Genomic DNA, 22208 nt, shown 5'->3' with positions numbered 1-22208 from the left:
GGATGGTGAAAAACCACAGATTTTATTGTGGCGCGCTGTCGTGGCTCGCCACGAAAGCAGATCCAAGGGCAGGTGAAGTCCCCAGGTCAGGTAGAATGCGTAACACGCAAAATTCGAGGTTTCAGCGGTGGATCTACAGCAGGGCTTCGTCCTGACCCGGCATTGGCGCGATACCCCGGCGGGCACCGAAGTCGAGTTCTGGCTGGCGACGGATGCCGGTCCCCGGCGCGTGCGCCTGCCGGTGCAGACGTCGGTGGCGTTCGTGCCGCAGATCCAGCGTGGCCAGGTCGAGGCGCTGTTGCAGGGCGAGAAGGATGTCGAGTTGCGGCCCCTGGACCTGCTGGATTTCGAGCACCGCCCGGTGCTCGGCCTGTATTGTCGGCAACATGCGCAACTGATGCGGCTGGACACGACATTGCGGCGGGCTGGCGTGGATGTATTCGAGGCCGACATCCGGCCGCCGGAACGCTACCTGATGGAGCGCTTCATCACCGCACCGGTCTGGTTCGGCGGCACGCCCTCAACCGATGGCTTGCTCCTGGATGCCCAAATGAAACCCGCGCCCGACTACCGGCCACCGCTGCGGCTGGTGTCCCTGGACATCGAAACCACCGCCCAGGGCGATTTGTATTCGATTGCCCTGGAGGGCTGCGGCGAGCGCCAGGTCTATATGCTCGGGCCGCCCAATGGCGATGATCGTGAGGTGGATTTCCAGCTGGAATACTGCGAGTCCCGCGCGGCGCTGTTGAAGAAACTCAACGAGTGGTTCGCCCGCTTCGATCCCGACGCGATCATCGGTTGGAACCTGGTGCAGTTCGATCTGCGCGTGTTGCATGAACACGCCCGCCGCCTGGCCGTGCCGCTGCGTCTTGGCCGTGGCGGGGAAGAAATGCAATGGCGCGAGCACGGCGCGCGCAACAACCATTTTTTTGCCTCGGCGGCTGGCCGGTTGATCATCGATGGGATCGAGTCCTTGCGCTCGGCGACCTGGAGTTTTCCTTCGTTCAGCCTGGAAAACGTCGCCCAGACCCTGTTGGGCGAGGGCAAGTCCATCGACAACCCGTACCAGCGCATGGACGAAATCAACCGCATGTTCGCCGAGGATAAACCGGCCCTGGCTCGCTACAACCTCAAGGATTGCGAGTTGGTCACGCGCATCTTCGCCAAGACCGAGCTGCTCAAGTTCTTGCTGGAACGGGCCAGCGTCACCGGCCTGCCGGCGGATCGCAGCGGCGGCTCGGTGGCGGCGTTCACGCATCTGTACATGCCGCTGATGCATCGCCAGGGTTTCGTCGCGCCGAACCTCGGCCAGCGTCCGCCGGAGGCCAGCCCTGGCGGGTTTGTGATGGATTCCCAGCCGGGGCTCTACGAATCGGTGTTGGTGCTGGACTACAAGAGTCTGTATCCATCGATCATCCGCACCTTTCTCATCGACCCGGTGGGCTTGATCGAAGGCCTGCGCCACCCGGACGACACCGAGTCGGTGCCAGGTTTTCGCGGGGCGCGGTTCTCGCGCACCGGGCACTGCCTGCCGGCCATCGTGGCGCGGGTTGCCGACGGCCGGGAAACCGCCAAGCGCGAACACAACGCGCCGCTGTCCCAGGCACTGAAAATCATCATGAACGCGTTCTACGGCGTGCTTGGCTCCAGTGGCTGTCGTTTCTTCGATTCGCGCCTGGCGTCGTCCATCACCTTGCGCGGCCACCAGATCATGCAGCGTACCCGGCAACTGATCGAAGCGCGGGGCCATGTGGTGATCTATGGCGATACCGATTCGACCTTCGTCTGGTTACGCCGCCCCCGCGGCCAGGAAGAAGCCGCGGCGATCGGCCGGGAGCTGGTCGCTCACGTCAACCAATGGTGGCGTGATCACGTACGTGAAGAGTTCGAGCTGGAAAGCGCGCTGGAGCTGCAATTCGAAACCTACTTCAAGCGTTTCCTGATGCCGACCATCCGCGGCGCGGAGGAGGGCAGCAAGAAGCGCTACGCCGGTTTGGTGACCCGTGCCGACGGCAGCGACGAGATCATTTACAAGGGCCTGGAGACCGTGCGCACCGACTGGTCGCCCCTGGCCCGGCAGTTCCAGCAGGAACTGTATGGACGGATCTTCCATCGCCAGCCCTATCAGGATTACGTTCGCGATTATGTCCAGCAGACCCTGGCCGGCGCGTTCGACGAACGCCTGGTCTACCGCAAGCGCTTGCGTCGTCCGTTGGACGACTACGAGCGCAACGTGCCGCCACATGTGCGGGCCGCGCGGCTGGCCGACGAGTTCAACGAGCGCCAGGGCCGGCCACGGCAATACCAGAATGGCGGCTGGATCAGCTACGTCATCACCGTCGCCGGCCCCGAGCCGCTGGAAACCCGTAGCGCGCCGATTGACTATGACCACTACGTGACGAAGCAGCTGCAGCCGGTGGCGGATGCGATCCTGCCGTTTGTGGATGATGATTTTTCAACGTTGATCGGTGGGCAGATGGGGTTGTTCTGATCGACATTATTGGCCGCAGGGATGCCCTTGTGGCGAGGGAGCTTGCTCCCGCTGGGCTGCGTAGCGGCCCTGAGTTTCTGGCGGCTGCTGCGCAACCGAGCGGGAGCAAGCTCCCTCGCCACAAGAGCGCGCCTCTGGAATAAGGGCGCGCTCATCACCACGGCGGTCGAGTGGACTAGACCATCGCCAACCGCTGCTTGCCCTGTGGCTGCGGGAACACCAGGTCCAATGCCGCCAGATCCTGAGGCTCAAGCTGCAGATTCGCCGCTTCGGCGTTCAGGCGCACGTGTTCAGCTTGCACAGCCTTGGGGATGGCGATGACGTTGTCCTGGCGCAGCAGCCAGGCGAGGGCGATCTGTGCCGGCGTCGCGCGGTGGCGTTCGGCGATCTGTTGCAGGGTGTGGTCCTTGAGCAAATGCCCGCCCTGGCCGACCGGACAATAGGCCATGATCGGCATACGCTGTTGCTGGCTCCAGGGCAGCAGGTCGAATTCGATGCCGCGTTCTTGCAGGTTGTACAACACTTGATTGGTAGCGCAGACCGGCGAGGCCAGCTCCTCCAGATCGTCGACGTCAAAGTTCGACACGCCCCAGCGGCCGATCTTGCCTTCTTCGCGCAGGCGCTCAAACGCTTCGACGGTTTCCTCCAGTGGGTACTGGCCGCGCCAGTGCAGCAAATAGAGGTCGATATAATCGGTGTCGAGGCGCCGCAAGCTGCGCTCGCAGGCCAACGGAATGCCTTTGCGGCTGGCATTGTGCGGGTAGACCTTGCTCACCAGGAACACCTGGTCGCGTAGCCCGGTGATCGCTTCGCCAACGACCTGCTCGGCGCCGCCCTCGGCATACATTTCGGCCGTGTCGATCAGGCTCATACCCAGTTCGATGCCCAGGCGCAGGGCAGCTACTTCTTTCTTGTGATGGGACGGTTCCTCACCCATCCGCCAGGTGCCCTGGCCGATTACCGGTACGGATACGCCGGCCAATTCCACAGTTCTCATGCACATCTCCTGTCGTGCTGGTCGATACAGCGTGTGGCAGCAGGATAGACCAGGCGTTCCAACCTTGATCGTTCCCGCGCAAAAGGCAGGAACGATCGGTTGGTGGCAGGATTACTCGGCAGAGAACTTCAGCACCATGGTCTGGGTGTAGGTCTGGCCCGGATCAAGTCGCGTGGTAGGGAAGGACGGCTGGTTTGGCGAATCGGGATAATGCTGGGTTTCCAGGGTAAACGCGCTCCAGTGCGGGTAGACCTTGCCTTGCTTGCCCTTGATCGTGCCGTCGAGGAAGTTGCTGGTGTAGAACTGCACGCCCGGCTCGCTGGTGTAGAGCTGCAGGCGCCGTCCGGACTGCGGATCCTGGACCTCGGCGGCGAGTTTGTTCACGTCGCCCTTGGCGTCGAGTACCCAGTTGAAATCGAAGCCGCCTTGTTTCGGTTCGGCAAATTTCAGCTGCGGATGATCAGCCTTGATATGCGTGCCAATGGGCGTGGGCTTGGTGAAATCCATCGGGGTGCCGGCTACTGGCGCCAGCTCGCCGGTGGGGATCAGCTTGGCGGTCACTGGTGTGTAGCGGGACGCGTGCAGCGTCGCGACTTGCTTGAGGATGTCGCCATTACCGGCGCCGGCCAGGTTGAAATAGCTGTGGTTGGTCAGGTTCAGCACGGTCGGCTTGTCGGTGCTGGCCTTGTAGTCGATGCGCAATTCGTTCTGGTCGTTGAGGCTGTAGGTGACGTCGGTCTTCAGGTTGCCGGGAAAGCCCATTTCACCGTCCGCCGACAGATACGTCAGGGTCACGCCTACCGAGTCCTTGCCGTTGCTCGGCTCGGCCTTCCAGACACGCTTGTCGAAGCCTTGCGGCCCACCGTGCAAGGAGTTGTCCTTGTCGTTCTGCGGCACCTGGTAGCGTTTGCCATCCAGCTCGAACGCACCACCGGCCAGACGGTTGCCGAAGCGACCGATGGTCGCGCCGAAATACACGTTGCCGTTCTTCTGGTAACCCTGCACATCGTCGAAGCCGAGCACGATGTCGGCAGTCATGCCGTTTTTGTCCGGCACGATCAGTGACTGGAGGATCCCGCCGTAAGTGATGACGGTCGCCTCGACGCCGTGGCTGTTGCGCAGTACGTATTTTTCAACCGGCGTGCCGTCGTTGGTCTTGCCGAAGGCAACGCGTTCATTGGTCAGGCCGGCGGCCTGGGCAGAGGTGGCAATCATCAGAGAGACTCCGAGGGCCGTGAGCAGATGTCTGGATTCAAGCATGGTGTGACCTTCCTTTCCTGTTGTTTTGTTGTTGTTTTTAACGTGGTCGAGTCCGTTACCTGTCGGACAGCGATGAAGGTTTTTCTGTTCAGTAGTCTTTCTATTTGAGGGTAGAGAAGGGATTTATAGCTATAAATTGAGATTTATCAATTAAAAAGTAAGACTAATTGAGCGGAGCGAACCTTGGCCAAACGTGTACTCTCACGGCCGTTACCGCACTTTTACGGTTTTTGCCGCTCTATCCATGGCCAGGAAACGGCGATTCCCCACCGCTTCCCCATGCCCAGACCGAGATTCGATGGCCGCTGTCTTACATTCCGTGAGGGTCTTGCCACGTCGCTGCGGCTTGCTGCTGGCGAGCCTGTTGCTGATGCTCAGCGGCGGATGCAGCCATCAGCAAGGCCGGGACATGGTTACCCAGTTCAGCAATGCCAGGCCCCAGGAGTTCTTGCAGACCAGCGTCGACCGCATGGCCACGCTGTCGATGCATGACAACCTGCAGAGCCTTTACCTGCTGATGCACAAGCTCTACCTGCGCAACCCGGAAGAACTGCGCAAATCCGGCTTTCTCGATGCCCGTATCGCCGTCAAGCAAGTGCGCGAGGCGATTGAACAGCAGCAACCGTTGCCGGCCCTGGGCAACAGGAAGGACCTGGCAGCCCTGAGCTATGCGATGAGTCCCGAGTTTCTCGGTGACCGGGTCGGAGCGTTCATCTATGCCATTGGCAGCATGCTGGTGACGGCTCATGGCAACCGTCTCGAGTTCTACATGACCGACACCATCGATCCGCGCTTCGTCAGCAACGCGGCGCGCAACATCGAGAAAGCCACGTGGCTGTTGGGCCAGCGGCAGAACAAGGACGGCACGCCGATGCTGTTCTCCAATGAAATCTCGGAGGAGGGCAGCAACCTGAGCTTTGCCGTGGAGTTCGGGAAGATCGTCGCGCGCCTCGACCTGCTGACCCAGATGCTGGACGAGCGCTATCGGCGAATCGGCTTGAATTATGCGCAGAGTCTGCTGTTTCTCAATTTCCTGCCTGTTCAGTAGCTGCGTCGTGCAAATGGAATAAACATAGATCACATCGATATAGGGAGTTATAAGAAAAATCGCTATGCTCGCGGCCAGATTTTTCATGCGGTCGCGCTGAGACGGGTTTGATGGATTTCGGTAATGTCGGTTTAGTCGTAGCGGGACTGGTGGTCGGTTTCATCGTCGGGATGACCGGCGTTGGCGGCGGATCGCTGATGACGCCCATTTTATTGTGGTTCGGCATCAACCCCGCGACGGCGGTGGGGACTGACCTGCTGTACGCCGCCATTACCAAATCCGGCGGCGTTCTGGTCCATGCGAAAAACCGCAATATCGACTGGGCCATCACCGGTTGGCTGACTTTGGGCAGTGTGCCGGCGGTTGGGCTGACCCTGTGGTTTCTCAGCAGCCTGAACAGTTCTCCCGACGCGATGAACGCAGTCATCAAGCAAGCCCTGGGCTTTGTGCTGTTCGCCACCGCCCTGGCAATCCTGTTCAAGAAGCGCCTGCTGCAGTTTGCCCATGACCGCGCCGGCGGCCATTACAACCCCAGTGGCTCGCGGCTCAACCTGTTGACTGTCATCACCGGCCTGGTGCTGGGCACGATGGTCGCATTGACTTCCATCGGCGCCGGCGCCCTGGGCACCGTCGCGCTGTTCATCCTCTATCCGTTCCTGGTCACCAAGCGCCTGGTTGGCACCGAAATCGCCCATGCCGTGCCGTTGACCCTGGTCGCGGGCCTTGGCCACGCAAGCATGGGCAACATGGACTGGCACATCCTCGGCTTTCTGCTGATCGGTTCGTTGCCGGGCATCTATCTGGGCAGCCACTTGTCGGGACGCATTTCCGACGAGCTCCTGCGCCCTTGCCTGGCGGTGATGTTGGCCATGATCGGTTTCAAACTCGCGTTCTGATTTGGTCGGAGTCATGGCTGCCTCGGCATAGTCATACCTGTAAACAAGGTACTGATGAGGCCTCGATCCATGAACAGCCCAGCCAGAGATCTGCTGCAACGCCTGCGCCGTCGTCGCGCCGAACCGCGCACCGACATCGCCGACATCCTGCGCCGTCACGCCGAACCGCTGCCTGCCGAGGACAGCCCGAGCTTTGGCGAAATGTTTGATCGCTTCGCCGATGCCAAGGTCGTGCTGATTGGCGAAGCCAGCCACGGCACCCATGATTTCTACCGCACCCGCGCTGCTATTACCCGGCACCTGATCGAGCGTCACGGCTTCGGCATTGTCGCGGTCGAAGCCGACTGGCCCGATGCCGGACAGATCGACCGCTGCGTGCGCGACCTGGGGCCTTCGGCCTGGAAACAGCATGCGTTCGCCCGGTTTCCCAGCTGGATGTGGCGCAACACCGATGTCCAGGACTTTGTCCGTTGGTTGCGCGGCTACAATCTCGGCCAGCCTGACGCTCATCGCGTGGAGTTTCGCGGGTTGGACGTCTACAGCCTGCGCCATTCCATCGACGAGGTACTCGATTACCTCGACAAGAGCCATCCCCACCTGGCCCGTGACGCCCGCCATCGTTATGGCTGTCTGACTCCCTGGCACGACGACCCGGCGCTGTATGGCCATTTCACCGAGCGCGGCAACCTGGCGACATGCGAAGACGCCGTGGTCGAACAGCTCAACACGCTGCTCGCCGAGCGCCTTGATCCGTTGATCGAGGATGACGAGAGCTTCTTCAGCGCGGTGCAGAACGCCCGCGTCGTGCGCGCCGCCGAACAGTACTACCGCGCCATGTATCGCGGCGGCAAGTCGTCCTGGAACCTGCGCGACCGGCACATGTTCGACACCCTGCAAAGCCTGCTGGAGCATCGCGGGCCCGATGCGAAAGCGATCGTCTGGGCGCATAACTCCCACATCGGCAACGCCGCCGCGACACGAATGGGCTGGGAGGGTGAGTTCAACATCGGCCAGTTGTGCCGCATGGCTTATGGCCGCGACGCGGTATTGCTGGGCATGGGCACCGACCGTGGCAGCGTGGCGGCAGCCGATGACTGGGACGCGCCGATGAAAATCAAGCAGGTGGTGCCGGCGCTGGCCGGCAGTTGGGAGCGGGAGTTTTCACTGGCGGGTGTGCGCGCATCGCTTACGGACTGGCGGACCGACCCGGACGAAGCGCTGTTGGACGTGCTGTCCGAGCCGCTGCTCGAACGCGCTATCGGGGTGATCTACCGCCCTGAAACCGAACGCCAGAGTCATTATTTCGAAGCGGTACTGGCCGAGCAATTTGATGCCTGGCTCTGGTTCGAGCAGACCGAAGCCGTCACTCCGCTGCCCACGCCGCACACGCTGGAGCGCGAGGAAGACACCTTCCCGTTTGGCCTCTGAAGCCGGCCTGCAGTGGTTGCGCTATGAGTCCGTTGGCCTAAGCTTCAGGGCAGGCAATAGCGGTATCGGGCGACTCTCGCGGAACAATCGCCGCCATGTGCAATCAGTACAGCGTAATTATCAAAAGGAGAGGCGCATGCTTATTCGGTCGTTGACCTTCGCTACCTTGCTGGCCATCGCCGGCCCGTTGTTCGCTGCAGATGGCGACTCACCCCTGGTGGCGGAGGTGGGCAAGTCCCGGCCCGTGATTGTCATCGCGCCCAGCTCTGTCGATCCTGCGTGGGTCAGCCTGAAAAAAGCCTTGGACGAGCCGGCGGGCAAGCAGGGTTTCTCGGAGCGCAACATGGTGCTCTATACCGTGCTCAATACCATCGGCCAGCGTGATGCCAAAGACCTCGACCCGCAAAGCACCATGGCGTTGATCCGTTCCCTCAAGCTGGGAGCGGGAGCGCAGACCAAGATCATCCTGGTAGGCAAGGACGGGGAAAAGAAGCTTGAGCATTCCGGCGCGATCGAATTGAAGGCGCTGTTCGATACCGTCGACAAGCTGCCTGAGACGGAAAAACAAGCCACGGCGCCAACCCCACCGCCAGCGCCGGAACCCGAGCCGGCCAAGGACGCCAAAGGCACCAAGCCGGGCAAGGCAACAAAGCCTGCGGCTGCGCCGAAACCGTTGGATGACTGATTCCTGAAAGCGATGAGAGCCCCCGTGGCGAGGGAGCTTGCTCCCGCTGGGCTGCGCAGCAGCCCTATGCTTTTTCCGGGCTCATCGTCTGACAGATTTGGGGCCGCTTCGCGACCCAGCGGGAGCAAGCTCCCTCGCCACAAAAGCACCTCAGCGCGCTTCTAATGCCATCAGGATCTGGTGCGCGGCTCTCACCCGTTCTTCAATCGGGTAGTTCTTGTTCGCCAGCATCACGATTCCCAAGTCCTCTCCAGCGACGAACGCTGCGTATGCGCCGAAACCGTTAGTCGACCCTGTCTTGTTGATCCAGGCGCCGTCGGGCGCGGGGCGCGGCGGGGTGAGCGGCTCGGCCTTTTGCGGCGTCAAAGCCATCTGTGGACTGTTGCCGGCGAGCAGGCCATCGAGGGTGAGCGGAGGTAGGTAGAACTCCCAGCCCAGCCCCTGGTGCATCCCTCCAACCTTGTAGAAACCTGTTTGTGTCGTAGCAATGGCTCGCTGCAGGTCCGCGTCCAGTTTCCCGGGTTGCAGATTGACCTCGACAAACCGGATCAGGTCCGCTGAGCTGATCTTCACCCCATAGGCTTCGGAGGCCAGCGCGCCAGGCCCGACCCGCACAGGCTTGCCATCCTTGGCGTAGCCTTGGGCGTAGGTTCCCATTTGATCTTGTGGCACTTGTACGTAGCTGTGCTTGAGGCCCAGCCCGGGCATCAGCGTCTGTTCCATCACCTCATCAAACGGTCGACCCAGGCTGCGGGCCGCCAGGAAGCCGAACAAGCCGATGCTCGGGTTCGAATAGAGCCGCTGGGTGCCGGCCGGGTAGAGCGGTTTCCAGGATTTGTAGTAGCCGAACATCCGGTCGGGATGGTCGGCATCGTCGGGAAACTGCAACGGCAGGCCGCCCACGCTATAGGTGGCGAGATCGAGCAGGCGGGCGTTTTCAAGGGCACTGCCACGCAATTCGGGGGCATAGCGACCGGCGAGGTCTGACAGCTGCAGTTTGCCCTGGGCCTGGGCGTAGGCGCCGAGTGTCGCGGTAAAGGTCTTGCTGATCGAGCCGACTTCGAACAGGGTCTGCTCGGTGACGGCTTTTTTCGTATCTTTGGAGGCAACGCCATAATTGAAGAACCGGCGCTGGCCGTTGTGCGTGATCGCCACGGCCATGCCCGCGATGTCCTGCTCTTTCATCAAGGGTTGGATAACGGCATTGACCGTGTCTTCAATGCGCTCCTGGGCGAAGCCCGGGGTCGTCCCGCAGGCCAGGACAAAAGTCCCGGCGAGTATCGATTTGGCAATGTGCATCTGGACCGCTCTCGTTAGCTCTCCTTGAGGGCGGTCAATCTAGGACGTTTTCCGCTGTCGGGCAATCCGAGGCCATCGAGTAGAGGCCAGGTTCAGAATGGTCCCACAAGGATGCGGGAGCATTCCTACAAAAAGCCCGGCGGCCTGACGCGACCGGCCTCAAGCCAAACCACACAAAGCGGCGGCCGCCGGGTAAACTCGCGGCTCTTTCCAAAGGAGTTCCCATGAGTTACTACCAGCCCGGCATTCTCGCCACCCCTGTTCCGCCTCAGGCCCGTCATCTGTTTTTTGCCCTGGAATCGGTCGAGGCACTGCCGGCTGCGATCGACAAGCTGTTGCTGCAACTGGATGGCCGCGTGGTAGTCGGCTTTGGCGAGTCGCTGGTCCAGGCGCTGGGCGCCAAGGTCGAGGGCTTGCGCGCGTTCCCGGCGCTGGCGGGCGTCGGCGTGGACAACCCGTCGACCCAGCACGCGCTCTGGTGCTGGTTGCATGGCGAAGATCGCGGCGAGCTGATGCACCGCAGTCGCGCCATCGAATCGGCATTGGCGCCGGCACTGCGTCTGGTGCAGATGAACGAAACCTTTCGGCACATGACCGGCCACGACCTGACCGGCTACGAAGATGGCACCGAAAACCCTCACGACGAAGCGGCCGTGGCCGCCGCCCTGGCCCAGGGCAACGACGGGCTGCGCGGTGGCAGTTTTGCTGCGATCCAGCAATGGCAGCATGACCTGGACGGTTTCGCCTCGATGCAGCCCCATGAGCGAGACAACATCATGGGCCGGCGCCTGAGCGATAACGAAGAGCTTGAAGATGCGCCTGAGTCTGCCCACGTCAAGCGCACGGCCCAGGAAAGCTTTGCTCCGGAGGCTTTTGTCGTACGCCGTTCCATGCCCTGGATCGAAGGTGACCGCGCTGGCCTGATGTTCCTGGCGTTCGGTTTTTCCCTGGACGCCTTCGAGGCGCAATTGCGGCGCATGAGCGGTCTGGAGGACGGTATTACCGATGGCCTGTATCGCATGAGCCGGCCGATTACCGGTGGTTACTACTGGTGCCCGCCGCAGTTGGACGGGCGCCTGGACCTGCGGGCTCTCGCCCGCTAAGCAGCGTCCCGCCCCGACAGGCCGGTCGCGTTGTGCAAATCGTCGAGTCAACGCTATCCTTGGGCCCGACGTATTTGCCTGGAAACGGGAGAGCAAGCGTGGATAAAGTCATCGTCATCACCGGTGGCGGGCGTGGGATCGGGGCGGCCACGGCGTTGTTGGCGGCCGACCTGGGCTATCGGATCTGCATCAACTACCAGTCGGATGAAAACGCTGCCCAGGATGTGCTCGCCCAGATCCGTGCCAAGGGCGCGCAGGCCATTGCGGTGCGGGCCGACGTGAGCATCGAGGACGAAGTGGTCGGCCTGTTCAACCGCGTGGACACCGAGCTGGGCCGCGTCACCGCCCTGGTGAACAACGCCGGTACGGTTGCCCACAAGTCCCGACTCGATGAAATGTCCGAGTTCCGCATGCTCAAGATCCTGAAGACCAACGTGCTCGGGCCGATGTTGTGCGCCAAGCAGGCGGTGCTGCGCATGTCGCCCCGGCATGGCGGGCAGGGCGGCAGCATCGTCAACGTTTCCTCGGTTGCCGCCCGCTTGGGCGCACCGGGTGAATATGTCGACTACGCGGCCTCCAAGGGCGCGTTGGACACCTTCACGGTCGGCCTTTCCAAGGAGGTCGCTGGCGAAGGTATTCGCGTCAATGCGGTCCGCCCGGGCTACATCTACACCGATTTCCATGCCCTCAGCGGCGATCCGGAGCGGGTCAGCAAGCTGGAATCGGCGATCCCCATGGCCCGGGGCGGACGTCCGGACGAAGTGGCCGAGGCGATTATCTGGCTGCTGTCGGACAAGGCTTCGTATGCGACCGGGACGTTTGTGGAGCTGGGGGGCGGGCGCTGATCCTGGGTTGCCTGTTCTGGCGCCATCGCGAGCAAGCTCGCTCCCACATTGGAATGCGATCCCCTGTGGGAGCGAGCTTGCTCGCGATAGCAATCCTAAGGGCAACATCGCACTCAGAACGATCGAATAATCCGCCCCAACGTTTCCATGGCCTTTTCCGACACATCGGTCCAGGGCCCGCCATAGTTCAGGCGAATACAGTTCCTGAAGCGCCGGGTCGCTGAAAAGATCGGCCCCGGTGCGATACTGATGCCTTGCGCCAGAGCCATCTGGAACAGTTTCAGCGAATCAATCTGCTCCGGCAGCTCCAGCCACAAGAAGTACCCACCCGCCGGCTGGCTCACCCGAGTCTGCGCCGGAAAATACCGGGCTATGGCGGCGAGCATGGCGCTTTGCTGTTCTTCCAGGGCGTAGCGCAACTTGCGCAGGTGACGGTCGTAGCCTCCATGTTGCAGGTAATCGGCGATGGCGGCCTGGGCCGGCATCGAGGCGCACAGTGAAGTCATCAGCTTGAGCCGCTCGATCTTGCGGGCGTAGCGCCCGGCGGCGACCCAGCCGATGCGGTAGCCCGGGGCCAGACTCTTGGCGAATGAGCCGCAGTGCATCACCAGGCCTTCGGTGTCGAACGCTTTCGCCGGCTTGGGAGCCTGCTGGCCGTAGTAGAGTTCGGCATAGACATCGTCCTCGATCAACGGCACCTGGTAGCGACGCAACAGTTCGACCAGGGCCTGTTTGCGCGCTTCGGGCATGGTCGCCCCAATCGGGTTCTGGAAGCTGGTCATGCACCAGCAGGCCTTGACCGGATGGCGCGCCAGCGTCTGTTCCAGCACATCGAGATCAATGCCGTCGCGTGGGTGGACGGGGATTTCCACGGCCTTGAGTTTCAGCCGTTCGAGCACTTGCAGGCTGGCATAGAACGCGGGCGCCTCGATTGCCACCAGGTCGCCCGGCTCGGTCACGGCTTGCAGGCACAGGTTCAATGCTTCCAGGGCGCCGTTGGTGACGAGCAGTTCCTCCATGGGCAGCATCAGCCCGCCGACCATATAGCGCAGGGCGATCTGGCGGCGCAGTTGAGGGTTGCCCGGCGACATGTCGGTGACCACTACGCGCGGATCCATGTCCCGCGTGGCGCTGGACAACGAGCGGGACAGGCGTTGCAGGGGAAACAGCGTCGGGCTGGGGAATGCCGAGCCGAACGGTACGGTCGTCGGATCCTTGATCGAGTCGAGCACCGAAAATACCAGTTCGCTGACGTCGACCTCGGTGGACTCGTGGACCTGGCTGCTGGCGACCGGCTCGCAGAACGGGCTCGGCGCGTGATGATTGACGAAGTAGCCGGAGCGCGGCCGGGCACGGATCAGACCACGTCGCTCCAGCAGGTAATAGGCCTGGAACACGGTGGACGGACTGACGCCGTAGGTCTGGCTGGCGTAGCGCACCGACGGCACCCGTTGGCCCGGCCCGAGCATGCCGGAGCGGATCAGTTCGGCGATATCGTCGGCAAATTTTTCGTAGCGTTTCATGGCAGGCCCGGTTTGGAATAACGCGTGGTTCGCGTTTTTAAATGTGGGAGCGAGCTTGCTCGCGATGAGGCCGGCACATTCAACGCTGAGGTCGTCTGGCGTTCCGCCATCGCGATCACAAGGCACATCTTAAGGCTTCACCGATTCATCGGTGCTACAAAACGGCTTTTTGCTTCGCTGTAAATATCGGGCTCATCACTGTCGGCGACCTTGAATGTCAGTTCCTGGGACCCGCTCCGGGGCCGTTCGCTGAGCATCGCCACCGACACCGGCACGTCGACGATTTCTCCGGGTGCCAGGCTCAACTGGGTCTTGCCTTGCAGGACGAAACCGTCGCTGTCCACCAGCGACAGTTGGTACGCCTGGCTTTGCTGGGTCTTGTTGATGATCTTCAGGCTGTAGATGTTTTCGATCTGGCCCTGGCTGTTCTCACGGAACAGGCCACGGTCCTTGCTCACATCCAGCGACACCATTGGCCGCTCCACCAGTGCCAGGGCCAGCGCAGCGATCATGACCATCAGTACCGCCGTGTAGCCGACCAGCCGTGGTCGCAGCAGGTGAGTCTTGCCGCCTTGCAGCTGACGTTCGGAGGTGTATTTGATCAGGCCACGGGCGTAGCCCATCTTGTCCATGATCGAATCGCAGGCGTCGATGCAGGCCGCGCAGCCGATGCACTCCATTTGCAGACCGTCGCGAATATCGATGCCGGTCGGGCAGACCTGTACGCACATCTGGCAGTCAATGCAGTCGCCCAGCCCGATGTTGGCCGGGACCGCATCGCGTTTGCGCGGGCCGCGAATTTCGCCACGGGCCACGTCGTAGGAAATGGCCAGCGTGTCCTTGTCGAACATCACGCTTTGAAATCGCGCATAAGGGCACATGTGCATGCACACGGCTTCGCGCAGCCAGCCGGCGTTGAGGTAAGTGGCCCCGGTGAAAAAAACCACCCAGAACAGGCTGACGCCAGCCATTTGCAGGGTCAGCAGCTCTTCCGCCAGCGGCCGGATCGGGGTGAAGTAGCCTACGAACGTCAGGCCGGTGAGCAGGCTGATGGCCAGCCACAACGTATGTTTGGCCAAGCGTCGCAGCAGTTTGTTCACGCCCCACGGCGCGGCTTGCAGCTTGATCCGCTGGTTGCGCTCACCTTCGGTGATCTTCTCGACCCACATGAAGATCCAGGTCCATGAGCTCTGAGGACAGGTGTAGCCGCACCACACACGCCCGGCGAACACGGTAATCGCAAACAGGCCGAACGCGGCAATGATCAACAACGCCGAGAGCAGGATGAAGTCCTGGGGCCAGAAGGTCGCGCCGAAAATATGGAATTTGCTCTCGGAAAGATCCCAGAGCACTGCCTGGCGACCGTTCCAGTCCAGCCAAACCGTGCCGAAGAACAGCAGGAACAGGACGCCGGCACCGCTGATGCGCAGGGTACGAAACAAACCGCTGAAGCTACGGGTGTGGATCAGGTTGTCGGTAGTCCTGGCCCTGATTCTCGTGGGTGCGGGGTCGAAGGTCTGTATCAACTGGGCGGGGATTCTTTCGCTCATGGTCGGTCGCTCATCAGCCGCTATCTGGCCGGCGCACTATGACCATCGAACTGTTTGCATAACAGACTCAGGTAGCGGGATAAAAACCGGATCAGATGCCCCGCGCCCCCGGCCCTGCGACACTTTGATGCACCCGGCAATGACCGAACAACGCTCAGTGGCAAGGGAGCAAGCTCCCTCGCCAGCGTGGAGTCAGATCACTGAGTCGCTGTCAGTCGCCTTCAGGTTCCGCCGTCCGTCAGCCGCTCCGGCCACGGTCAGGGCGTCCACTTCCGCCTCGGTCAGGTAGACCCGCCCGCCATTGAGCTCCACGGCTGACATGGCCTTGTCCGGGTCGGTAATGATCGTCAACTCGCTCGCCGGTCGCTGTTCCTGGCCGTTGGGGGTGTCGAAGTGGCAGGTCCGGTTGTCATCGATTCGTACAGTCATGTTGATGCTCCTTCCTTCAATGTCTGAACGTTAGGTGGCGTGCCGCCGGCAGGGTTCGTTGCGGCTGATCAGCGGTCGGTCGCACGTCTCGCATCGCTTGTGGTCCATCATTTATCGAGTGAAGAGAGGAAGGTCCATGGAATCGTGGTGGGATGAAGTCTGGATAACCCTGCAAGCTGAATTCGCCGACATCACCGATACCGAGCAGATGACACGGGTGACGGTGCGCCTGGTAATGGCTGCACTGCTGGGGGGCATCCTTGGGTTCGAGCGTGAGCACAAGGGCAAGGCCGCCGGCGTGCGCACCCATATGCTGGTGGCGCTGGGCGCCGCGCTGTTCGTGTTGGTGCCGCAGATGTCCGGCTCCCAGGCCGACGCGATGAGCCGGGTGATTCAGGGCGTCGTCGCTGGCATCGGCTTCCTCGGCGCCGGCACCATCCTGAAAAACGACAATGGCGACGAAAGCCACGTAAAAGGCCTGACCACCGCCGCCGGCCTGTGGATGACCGCCGCCATCGGCGTTGCCGCCGGATTGGGCCGGGAAGCGACAGCGTTGCTCAGTACGGTGCTGGCGCTGGCGATTTTCAGTGTGATGCCGATGATTGTTCGGGCGCTGGAAAAGGACGAAAAGTTGTAACCATTCGCCGGACTGGGCATGGAATTCTGTGGGAGCGAGCCTGCTCGCGAAGGCGGAGTAATCAGCACCACCTATGCTGACTGACACACCGCTTTCGCGAGCAGGCTCGCTCCCACAGGTTTATCACTGATCTGTCGAGTCAAACCCGCTCCGGCGGCGCCTCGCTCGGCGGATCTCCCAAAGGCGGTTGCGGGTCCAGCGGTGGGTCCTTCTCTGGAATCGGCTCGGGATCCGGACCGGGTGGCGGCAGGGTTGGGTCGTCGATGTTCGGATCGGGTGTTTCGGCCGGGATGGGAATGGTCATTCGATCGGGCCTCCGGGTGGATGTGGCTTGAGTCGTGCTTGTCTGGTTGACCATGGCCCGACGGGTTTGATTCCCCGGTGCCGGCCAGTAAATCGTGCTGAACTTTTGGTCGCCGGTCCGGTTCGGAGCTTAAGTGAGTTAAATCAGGGACCCATTGGGCCTTTACCGCCACAAGTGCGTCCATGGGGCGTAGAAGGAGCGATGCTCGATGACTGCCGAACAGCCAAATGACCTGGCGTACAACCCGCATCTGCCGTTGTCCCAGGCGTTGTTATTGCCACGTATTGCGATTGAAAACACCATGCCGGTGATCGATGGCGGGCAGTTTGCCGCCAAGGCCCTGGCGGGGCAGGACGTGACGGTGACCAGCAAGGTGTTTGCCGATGGCCACGATAAGTTGGCTGTGCGGATCCGCTGGCGTGCGCTGGAAGACGATATCTGGAACAGCAAAGTGATGACCGAGCTGGGCAACAACAGCTGGCGCGGTCAATTTAACGTACCGGCCGTCGGCCGCTACGTGTTTTGCATCGAGGCCTGGTTTGATCAGTTCGCCAGCTTCCGCTACGAGCTGGAAAAAAAATTCGCCGCCGGGGTCCCCATCAGCCTGGAGCTGCAGGAAGGGCGCAATCATGTGCAACAGGCTGCCGAGCGCAGCGATGGGGAATTGAGCGAACAGCTGGCCGAGTTGCACCAGCAGCTTTCGAGTCTGTTGCCGGAAGAACAGGTCGCGCTGTTCCTTGAACCACGCAGCGCGGACCTGATGTCGCTGGCCGACCATCGGCCTTACCTGAGCATCAGTCCCGAATATCCGCTGGACGTGGAACGCGAACGGGCCGAGTTCGCAAGCTGGTATGAGTTGTTCCCTCGCTCGATCACCGATGATCCCAGCCGCCACGGCACGTTCAACGACGTGCATTCGCGCCTGGCGGTGATCCAGGACATGGGCTTCGACGTGCTGTACTTCCCGCCGATCCACCCGATCGGGCGCAGTTTCCGCAAAGGTCCGAACAACTCCCTGACCGCCGGCCCCGACGATCCGGGCAGCCCTTACGCCATTGGCAGCGAGGAGGGCGGGCACGAGGCGATTCACCCGCAGTTGGGCACTCGCGAGGATTTCCGCCGCCTGGTGGCCGCCGCAGCCGATCACGGCCTGGAAATCGCCCTCGACTTCGCCATCCAGTGTTCCCAGGACCACCCCTGGCTCAAGCAGCATCCGGGCTGGTTCAGCTGGCGGCCGGACGGCACGATCAAATACGCGGAGAACCCGCCGAAAAAATACCAGGACATCGTCAACGTCGATTTCTACGCCGCCGATGCGATACCGAGCCTGTGGACCGAGCTGCGCGACATTGTGGTGGGCTGGGTCAACGAGGGCGTGAAGATATTCCGCGTCGACAATCCCCACACCAAGCCGTTGCCGTTCTGGCAGTGGCTGATCGCCGATGTGCGCGCGCAGTACCCAGACGTGATGTTCCTGGCGGAAGCCTTCACCACGCCGGCGATGATGGCGCGGCTGGGCAAGGTCGGTTATTCCCAGAGCTACACCTATTTCACCTGGCGCAACACCAAGGCCGAACTGGCGACCTATTTCACCGAGCTCAATGAGTCGCCCTTGCGCGAATGCTATCGGCCGAATTTTTTCGTCAATACACCGGATATCAACCCGGCGTTCCTCCACGAGTCGGGGCGCGCCGGTTTTCTGATTCGCGCCGCGCTGGCGACCATGGGGTCGGGCCTGTGGGGCATGTATTCGGGCTTCGAGCTTTGCGAATCAGCAGCGGTGCCAGGCAAGGAGGAATACCTCGATTCGGAGAAGTACGAAATCCGGCCACGGGATTTCACCGCGCCGGGCAACATCATCGCCGAGATCGCTCAGCTCAACCGTATCCGCCGCCAGAACCCGGCGCTGCATACGCACCTGGGCCTGAAGATCTACAACGCCTGGAACGACAACATCCTGTACTTCGGCAAGCGCACGCCGGATGGCAGCAACTTCATCCTGGTGGCGGTAAGCCTCGATCCGCACAACGTCCAGGAAGCCAATTTCGAGTTGCCGTTGTGGGAGATGGGCCTGCCGGACGATGCCCAGACCCAGGGCGAGGATTTGATGAACGGCCACCGCTGGACCTGGTACGGCAAGTACCAGTTCATGCGGATTGACCCGGCATACCAGCCGTTCGGGATCTGGCGGATCAGCGTGGCGTGAGGCGCGAGAACGGCTTTCGTGGCGAGGGAGCTTGCTCCCGCTCGGCTGCGCAGCAGTCGTGATCTCAGAGGGCCGCTACGCAGCCCAGCGGGAGCAAGCTCCCTCGCCACGTAGATATCGCCAGCCAGTCCAGCGGTTTTATCGAATTTTCAGGAGTTGCAAATGGCCAAGAAACCCCGGTCTGCCACCTTTATCAACGACCCGCTCTGGTACAAGGACGCGGTCATCTATCAGGTTCACGTCAAATCCTATTTCGACTCCAACAATGACGGGATCGGCGACTTTCCCGGGCTGATCGAGAAGCTGGACTACATTGCCGACCTGGGCGTCAACACCATCTGGCTGCTGCCGTTCTATCCTTCGCCCCGGCGCGATGACGGTTATGATATCGCCGAGTACCGTGGCGTCAGCCCCGACTACGGCACCATGGCCGATGCGCGGCGCTTCATTGCCGAGGCCCACAAGCGCAACCTGCGGGTCATCACCGAGCTGGTCATCAACCACACCTCGGACCAGCACCCCTGGTTCCAGCGCGCGCGCAAGGCCAAGAAAGGCTCGAAGGCGCGGGACTTTTACGTCTGGTCGGATGACGATCACAAGTACGACGGCACGCGGATCATTTTCCTCGATACCGAGAAGTCCAACTGGACCTGGGATCCGGTGGCCGGCCAGTACTTCTGGCACCGCTTCTATTCTCACCAGCCGGACCTCAACTTCGACAACCCGCAGGTCATCAAGGCCGTGTTGTCGGTGATGCGCTACTGGCTCGACATGGGCATCGATGGCCTGCGCCTGGACGCGATTCCGTACCTGATCGAGCGCGACGGCACCAACAACGAGAATCTGCCCGAGACCCATGATGTCCTCAAGTTGATCCGCGCCGAGATCGACGCCAATTACCCCGACCGCATGCTGCTGGCCGAGGCCAATCAGTGGCCGGAAGACACCCAGCTGTATTTTGGCGATGTCGACGCTCAAGGCCTCAATGGCGACGAATGCCACATGGCGTTTCACTTCCCGTTGATGCCGCGCATGTACATGGCGCTGGCCCAGGAGGATCGTTTCCCGATCACTGACATCCTGCGCCAGACTCCGGAGATTCCAGCCAATTGCCAATGGGCGATTTTCTTGCGCAACCACGATGAGCTGACCCTGGAAATGGTCACCGACAAGGAGCGCGACTACCTGTGGAACTACTACGCGGCCGATCGCCGGGCGCGGATCAACCTGGGCATTCGCCGTCGCCTGGCGCCGCTGATGGAGCGCGACCGTCGCCGTGTGGAACTGCTCAACAGTTTGCTGCTGTCGATGCCCGGTACGCCGACTTTGTACTACGGCGATGAAATCGGCATGGGCGACAACATCTACCTCGGTGACCGCGATGGCGTGCGCACGCCGATGCAGTGGTCCATCGACCGCAACGGCGGTTTCTCCCGCGCCGACCCGGCGAGCCTGGTGCTGCCGCCGATCATGGATCCGCAGTACGGCTACCTCTCGGTGAACGTCGAGACCCAGGCCGGCGATCCGCATTCGCTGCTCAACTGGACCCGCCGGATGCTCGCGGTGCGCAAGCAGTCCAAGGCCTTCGGCCGGGGCACGCTGAAAATGCTGTCGCCGAGCAACCGCCGGATCCTTGCCTACACCCGGGAATACACCGGCCCGGATGGCAAGCATGAAATCATCCTCTGCGTGGCCAACGTTTCACGTAGCGCCCAGGCGGCGGAGCTGGACCTGTCGGCCTATGCCGGCATGGTCCCGGTGGAGATGCTCGGGGGTAATGCCTTCCCGCCCATCGGCCAGTTGAATTTTCTCCTGACACTGGCGCCGTACGGCTTCTACTGGTTCGCCCTGGCGGCGGAAAACCAGATGCCGAGCTGGCATGTGGAACCTGCCCAGAGCCTGCCGGACTTCACCACGCTGGTACTGAAAAAGCGCCTGGAAGAATTGCTTGAGGCGCCGTCACGCACGACGTTGGAGCAGAGCATTCTGCCAAGCTGGCTGCAGAACCGTCGCTGGTTCGCCGGCAAGGACAGCGCCATCGAGAAAGTCGATATCGTCTACGGCGTGCGTTTCGGTGATCCGCAACGCCCTGTCCTGCTGAGCGAAATCGACGTGACCAGCGCCGGTCAGACGCTGCGCTATCAACTGCCATTCGGTCTGTTGGCCGAGGACCAGGTGGGCGCGGCGCTGCCCCAGCAACTGGCCTTGTCGCGGGTCCGCCGGGGGCGTCAGGTCGGGCTGATTACCGATGCGTTCACCCTGGAGAGCTTCGTGCGAGCCGTGATGCAAGGCATCCAGGCCAACACGGTATTGCCGTGCGCCGATGGCGAGTTGCGTTTTGAACCCACCGCAGGCCTGGCGGCGCTGAACCTTGGCGCCGAGCCGGAGGTGCGCTACCTGTCCGCCGAGCAGTCCAACAGTTCGGTGGTGGTTGGCGGCAGCCTGGTACTCAAGCTGATCCGCAAGGTTGCGTCGGGCGTGCACCCGGAACTGGAGATGAGTGCTTACCTGACCGCTGCCGGCTTCAGCAATATTTCGCCGCTGCTGGGTTCGGTGATTCGCCGCGACGCGAGGGGCGAGGATGCGCTGCTGATGATCGCCCAGGGTTACCTGAGCAATCAGGGTGATGCGTGGGAATGGACCCAGAACAACCTCGAGCGCGCCTTGCGCGACGAACTGGCGGACGCGGTGTCCGAACAGGAACAGCACTACAACGCCCTGGGCGAGCTGAAGGACTTCGCCGGCATGCTCGGCCAGCGCCTGGGGGAAATGCACAAGGTGCTCGCCCAGTCCACCGACAACCCGGACTTCGCGCCGCAGGCCACCAGCGCCAAAGAGGCCCAGGCGATCGGCAAGGACGTCGTCGCCCAGGTGGAAAATGCCTTGCGTCTGCTCAAGCAGAACCAGGGGCAATTGAACCCGGCGGACCAAGCCATGGTCGCACGCTTGCTGGAACACAGGAAAACCGTGCTGGCCCATGTCCAGGAGCTGGCCGGCAAGGCCGCCGGTGGCTTGCGTATCCGGGTGCATGGCGACCTGCACCTGGGGCAGGTGCTGGTGATCAAGGGCGACGCCTACCTGATCGACTTCGAGGGTGAGCCGGCGCGGCCGTTGCATGAGCGGCGTGGCAAGCACAGCCCGTACAAAGACGTCAGCGGCGTGCTGCGTTCCTTCGATTACGCGGCAGCGATGGCAGTCCAACTGCACACCGTGGACACCACGGCCGACGCCGATGCGGCGCGCAAACGGGTTGCCGACCGCTATTTGATTGAGGCCCGCCAGGCATTTGTCGAGGCGTATCGGCTGGCGGCAGCTAGTCTTGCCCATGAGTGGAAGGATCCTGAAGGCGAGGACGCCGCGCTGGCGTTGTTCGGCCTGGAGAAGGCGGCCTATGAAGTGGCTTATGAAGCCGAGAATCGCCCCGCCTGGCTGCCCGTGCCGTTGCACGGTCTGTACGGGCTGTTGAGTGGGCTGCAACCCTTTTCCGATTTAGCCGGACCGATTTAG

At 62.0% G+C, this 22208-nt stretch carries 17 protein-coding genes; 10 read left to right on the top strand and 7 right to left on the bottom strand.

The annotated features are described in order from the left end of the window. The first annotated feature begins 127 nt into the window (after positions 1-127). Positions 128-2491, top strand: coding sequence for a DNA polymerase II (locus J3P91_RS17350; RefSeq protein ID WP_434601223.1), 2364 nt, complete (start codon positions 128-130; stop codon positions 2489-2491). 175 nt (positions 2492-2666) lie between these two features. On the opposite strand, the gene J3P91_RS17345 is transcribed toward J3P91_RS17350, so the two are convergent. Continuing rightward, the gene (locus tag J3P91_RS17345; protein ID WP_305500194.1) at positions 2667-3488 is read right to left on the bottom strand and encodes an aldo/keto reductase; all 822 of its coding nucleotides are present in this window, start codon (positions 3486-3488) and stop codon (positions 2667-2669) included. A gap of 111 nt (positions 3489-3599) precedes the next feature. Next, positions 3600-4748, bottom strand: a complete 1149-nt coding sequence (locus tag J3P91_RS17340; protein ID WP_434573298.1) for an aldose epimerase family protein — start codon at positions 4746-4748, stop codon at positions 3600-3602. 298 nt (positions 4749-5046) lie between these two features. Here J3P91_RS17340 and J3P91_RS17335 point away from each other — a divergent pair, with 298 nt between their 5' ends. The 4 genes from J3P91_RS17335 to J3P91_RS17320 all read left to right on the top strand — a co-directional run bounded on the left by J3P91_RS17335 (position 5047) and on the right by J3P91_RS17320 (position 8805). Beyond that, on the top strand, positions 5047-5796 hold the full coding sequence (locus J3P91_RS17335) for a hypothetical protein (protein ID WP_434601222.1): 750 nt from the start codon (positions 5047-5049) through the stop codon (positions 5794-5796). A gap of 110 nt (positions 5797-5906) precedes the next feature. Beyond that, positions 5907-6692 carry a sulfite exporter TauE/SafE family protein gene (locus J3P91_RS17330; protein ID WP_045156451.1) on the top strand — a complete coding sequence of 262 codons (786 nt, stop codon included), beginning with the start codon at positions 5907-5909 and terminating at the stop codon, positions 6690-6692. A gap of 69 nt (positions 6693-6761) precedes the next feature. Next, a complete protein-coding gene (locus J3P91_RS17325) occupies positions 6762-8120 on the top strand; it encodes an erythromycin esterase family protein (RefSeq protein ID WP_434601221.1) in 1359 nt (452 codons plus the stop codon). Between the two features lie 136 nt (positions 8121-8256). After that, a complete protein-coding gene (locus J3P91_RS17320; protein WP_434601220.1) occupies positions 8257-8805 on the top strand; it encodes a DUF4174 domain-containing protein in 549 nt (182 codons plus the stop codon). 150 nt (positions 8806-8955) lie between these two features. On the opposite strand, the gene ampC is transcribed toward J3P91_RS17320, so the two are convergent. Then, positions 8956-10104, bottom strand: coding sequence for a class C beta-lactamase (gene ampC / locus J3P91_RS17315; RefSeq protein ID WP_434601219.1), 1149 nt, complete (start codon positions 10102-10104; stop codon positions 8956-8958). Positions 10105-10328: 224 nt separating this feature from the next. On the opposite strand from ampC, the gene J3P91_RS17310 reads away from it, so the two are divergent. Together J3P91_RS17310 and J3P91_RS17305 are read left to right on the top strand one after the other, a co-directional pair. Beyond that, positions 10329-11207 carry a Dyp-type peroxidase gene (locus J3P91_RS17310; RefSeq protein ID WP_434601218.1) on the top strand — a complete coding sequence of 293 codons (879 nt, stop codon included), beginning with the start codon at positions 10329-10331 and terminating at the stop codon, positions 11205-11207. A gap of 98 nt (positions 11208-11305) precedes the next feature. After that, entirely contained in the window at positions 11306-12052 is a 747-nt protein-coding gene (locus J3P91_RS17305; RefSeq protein WP_305500206.1) for an SDR family oxidoreductase, read from the top strand. A gap of 113 nt (positions 12053-12165) precedes the next feature. Here the strand turns inward: J3P91_RS17305 and mapR are convergent, their stop codons facing one another. The 3 genes from mapR to J3P91_RS17290 all read right to left on the bottom strand — a co-directional run bounded on the left by mapR (position 12166) and on the right by J3P91_RS17290 (position 15554). Continuing rightward, entirely contained in the window at positions 12166-13575 is a 1410-nt protein-coding gene (gene mapR / locus J3P91_RS17300; protein WP_305500207.1) for a GntR family transcriptional regulator MpaR, read from the bottom strand. A gap of 137 nt (positions 13576-13712) precedes the next feature. Next, complete coding sequence (gene ccoG, locus J3P91_RS17295) at positions 13713-15125, bottom strand: cytochrome c oxidase accessory protein CcoG (protein WP_434601217.1); 1413 nt, start codon at positions 15123-15125, stop codon at positions 13713-13715. 192 nt (positions 15126-15317) lie between these two features. Then, positions 15318-15554 (bottom strand): DUF3203 family protein, encoded by a 237-nt coding sequence (locus J3P91_RS17290; RefSeq protein WP_434601216.1) that lies wholly within the window; start codon positions 15552-15554, stop codon positions 15318-15320. A 136-nt stretch (positions 15555-15690) separates the two neighbouring features. Here J3P91_RS17290 and J3P91_RS17285 point away from each other — a divergent pair, with 136 nt between their 5' ends. Then, a complete protein-coding gene (locus tag J3P91_RS17285; RefSeq protein ID WP_434573314.1) occupies positions 15691-16191 on the top strand; it encodes an MgtC/SapB family protein in 501 nt (166 codons plus the stop codon). Between the two features lie 139 nt (positions 16192-16330). On the opposite strand, the gene J3P91_RS17280 is transcribed toward J3P91_RS17285, so the two are convergent. Continuing rightward, positions 16331-16495 (bottom strand): hypothetical protein, encoded by a 165-nt coding sequence (locus J3P91_RS17280; protein ID WP_434573316.1) that lies wholly within the window; start codon positions 16493-16495, stop codon positions 16331-16333. 208 nt (positions 16496-16703) lie between these two features. Between J3P91_RS17280 and J3P91_RS17275 the strand changes: the two genes are divergently transcribed. Then, the gene (locus J3P91_RS17275) at positions 16704-18701 is read left to right on the top strand and encodes an alpha-1,4-glucan--maltose-1-phosphate maltosyltransferase (protein ID WP_434601215.1); all 1998 of its coding nucleotides are present in this window, start codon (positions 16704-16706) and stop codon (positions 18699-18701) included. Between the two features lie 162 nt (positions 18702-18863). Beyond that, positions 18864-22208 carry a maltose alpha-D-glucosyltransferase gene (treS, locus tag J3P91_RS17270; RefSeq protein WP_434601214.1) on the top strand — a complete coding sequence of 1115 codons (3345 nt, stop codon included), beginning with the start codon at positions 18864-18866 and terminating at the stop codon, positions 22206-22208.

Source organism: Pseudomonas sp. Z4-7 (assembly GCF_051131965.1).
Taxonomy (GTDB): domain Bacteria; phylum Pseudomonadota; class Gammaproteobacteria; order Pseudomonadales; family Pseudomonadaceae; genus Aquipseudomonas.
This window is presented reverse-complemented; position numbering and strand designations above follow the sequence as displayed.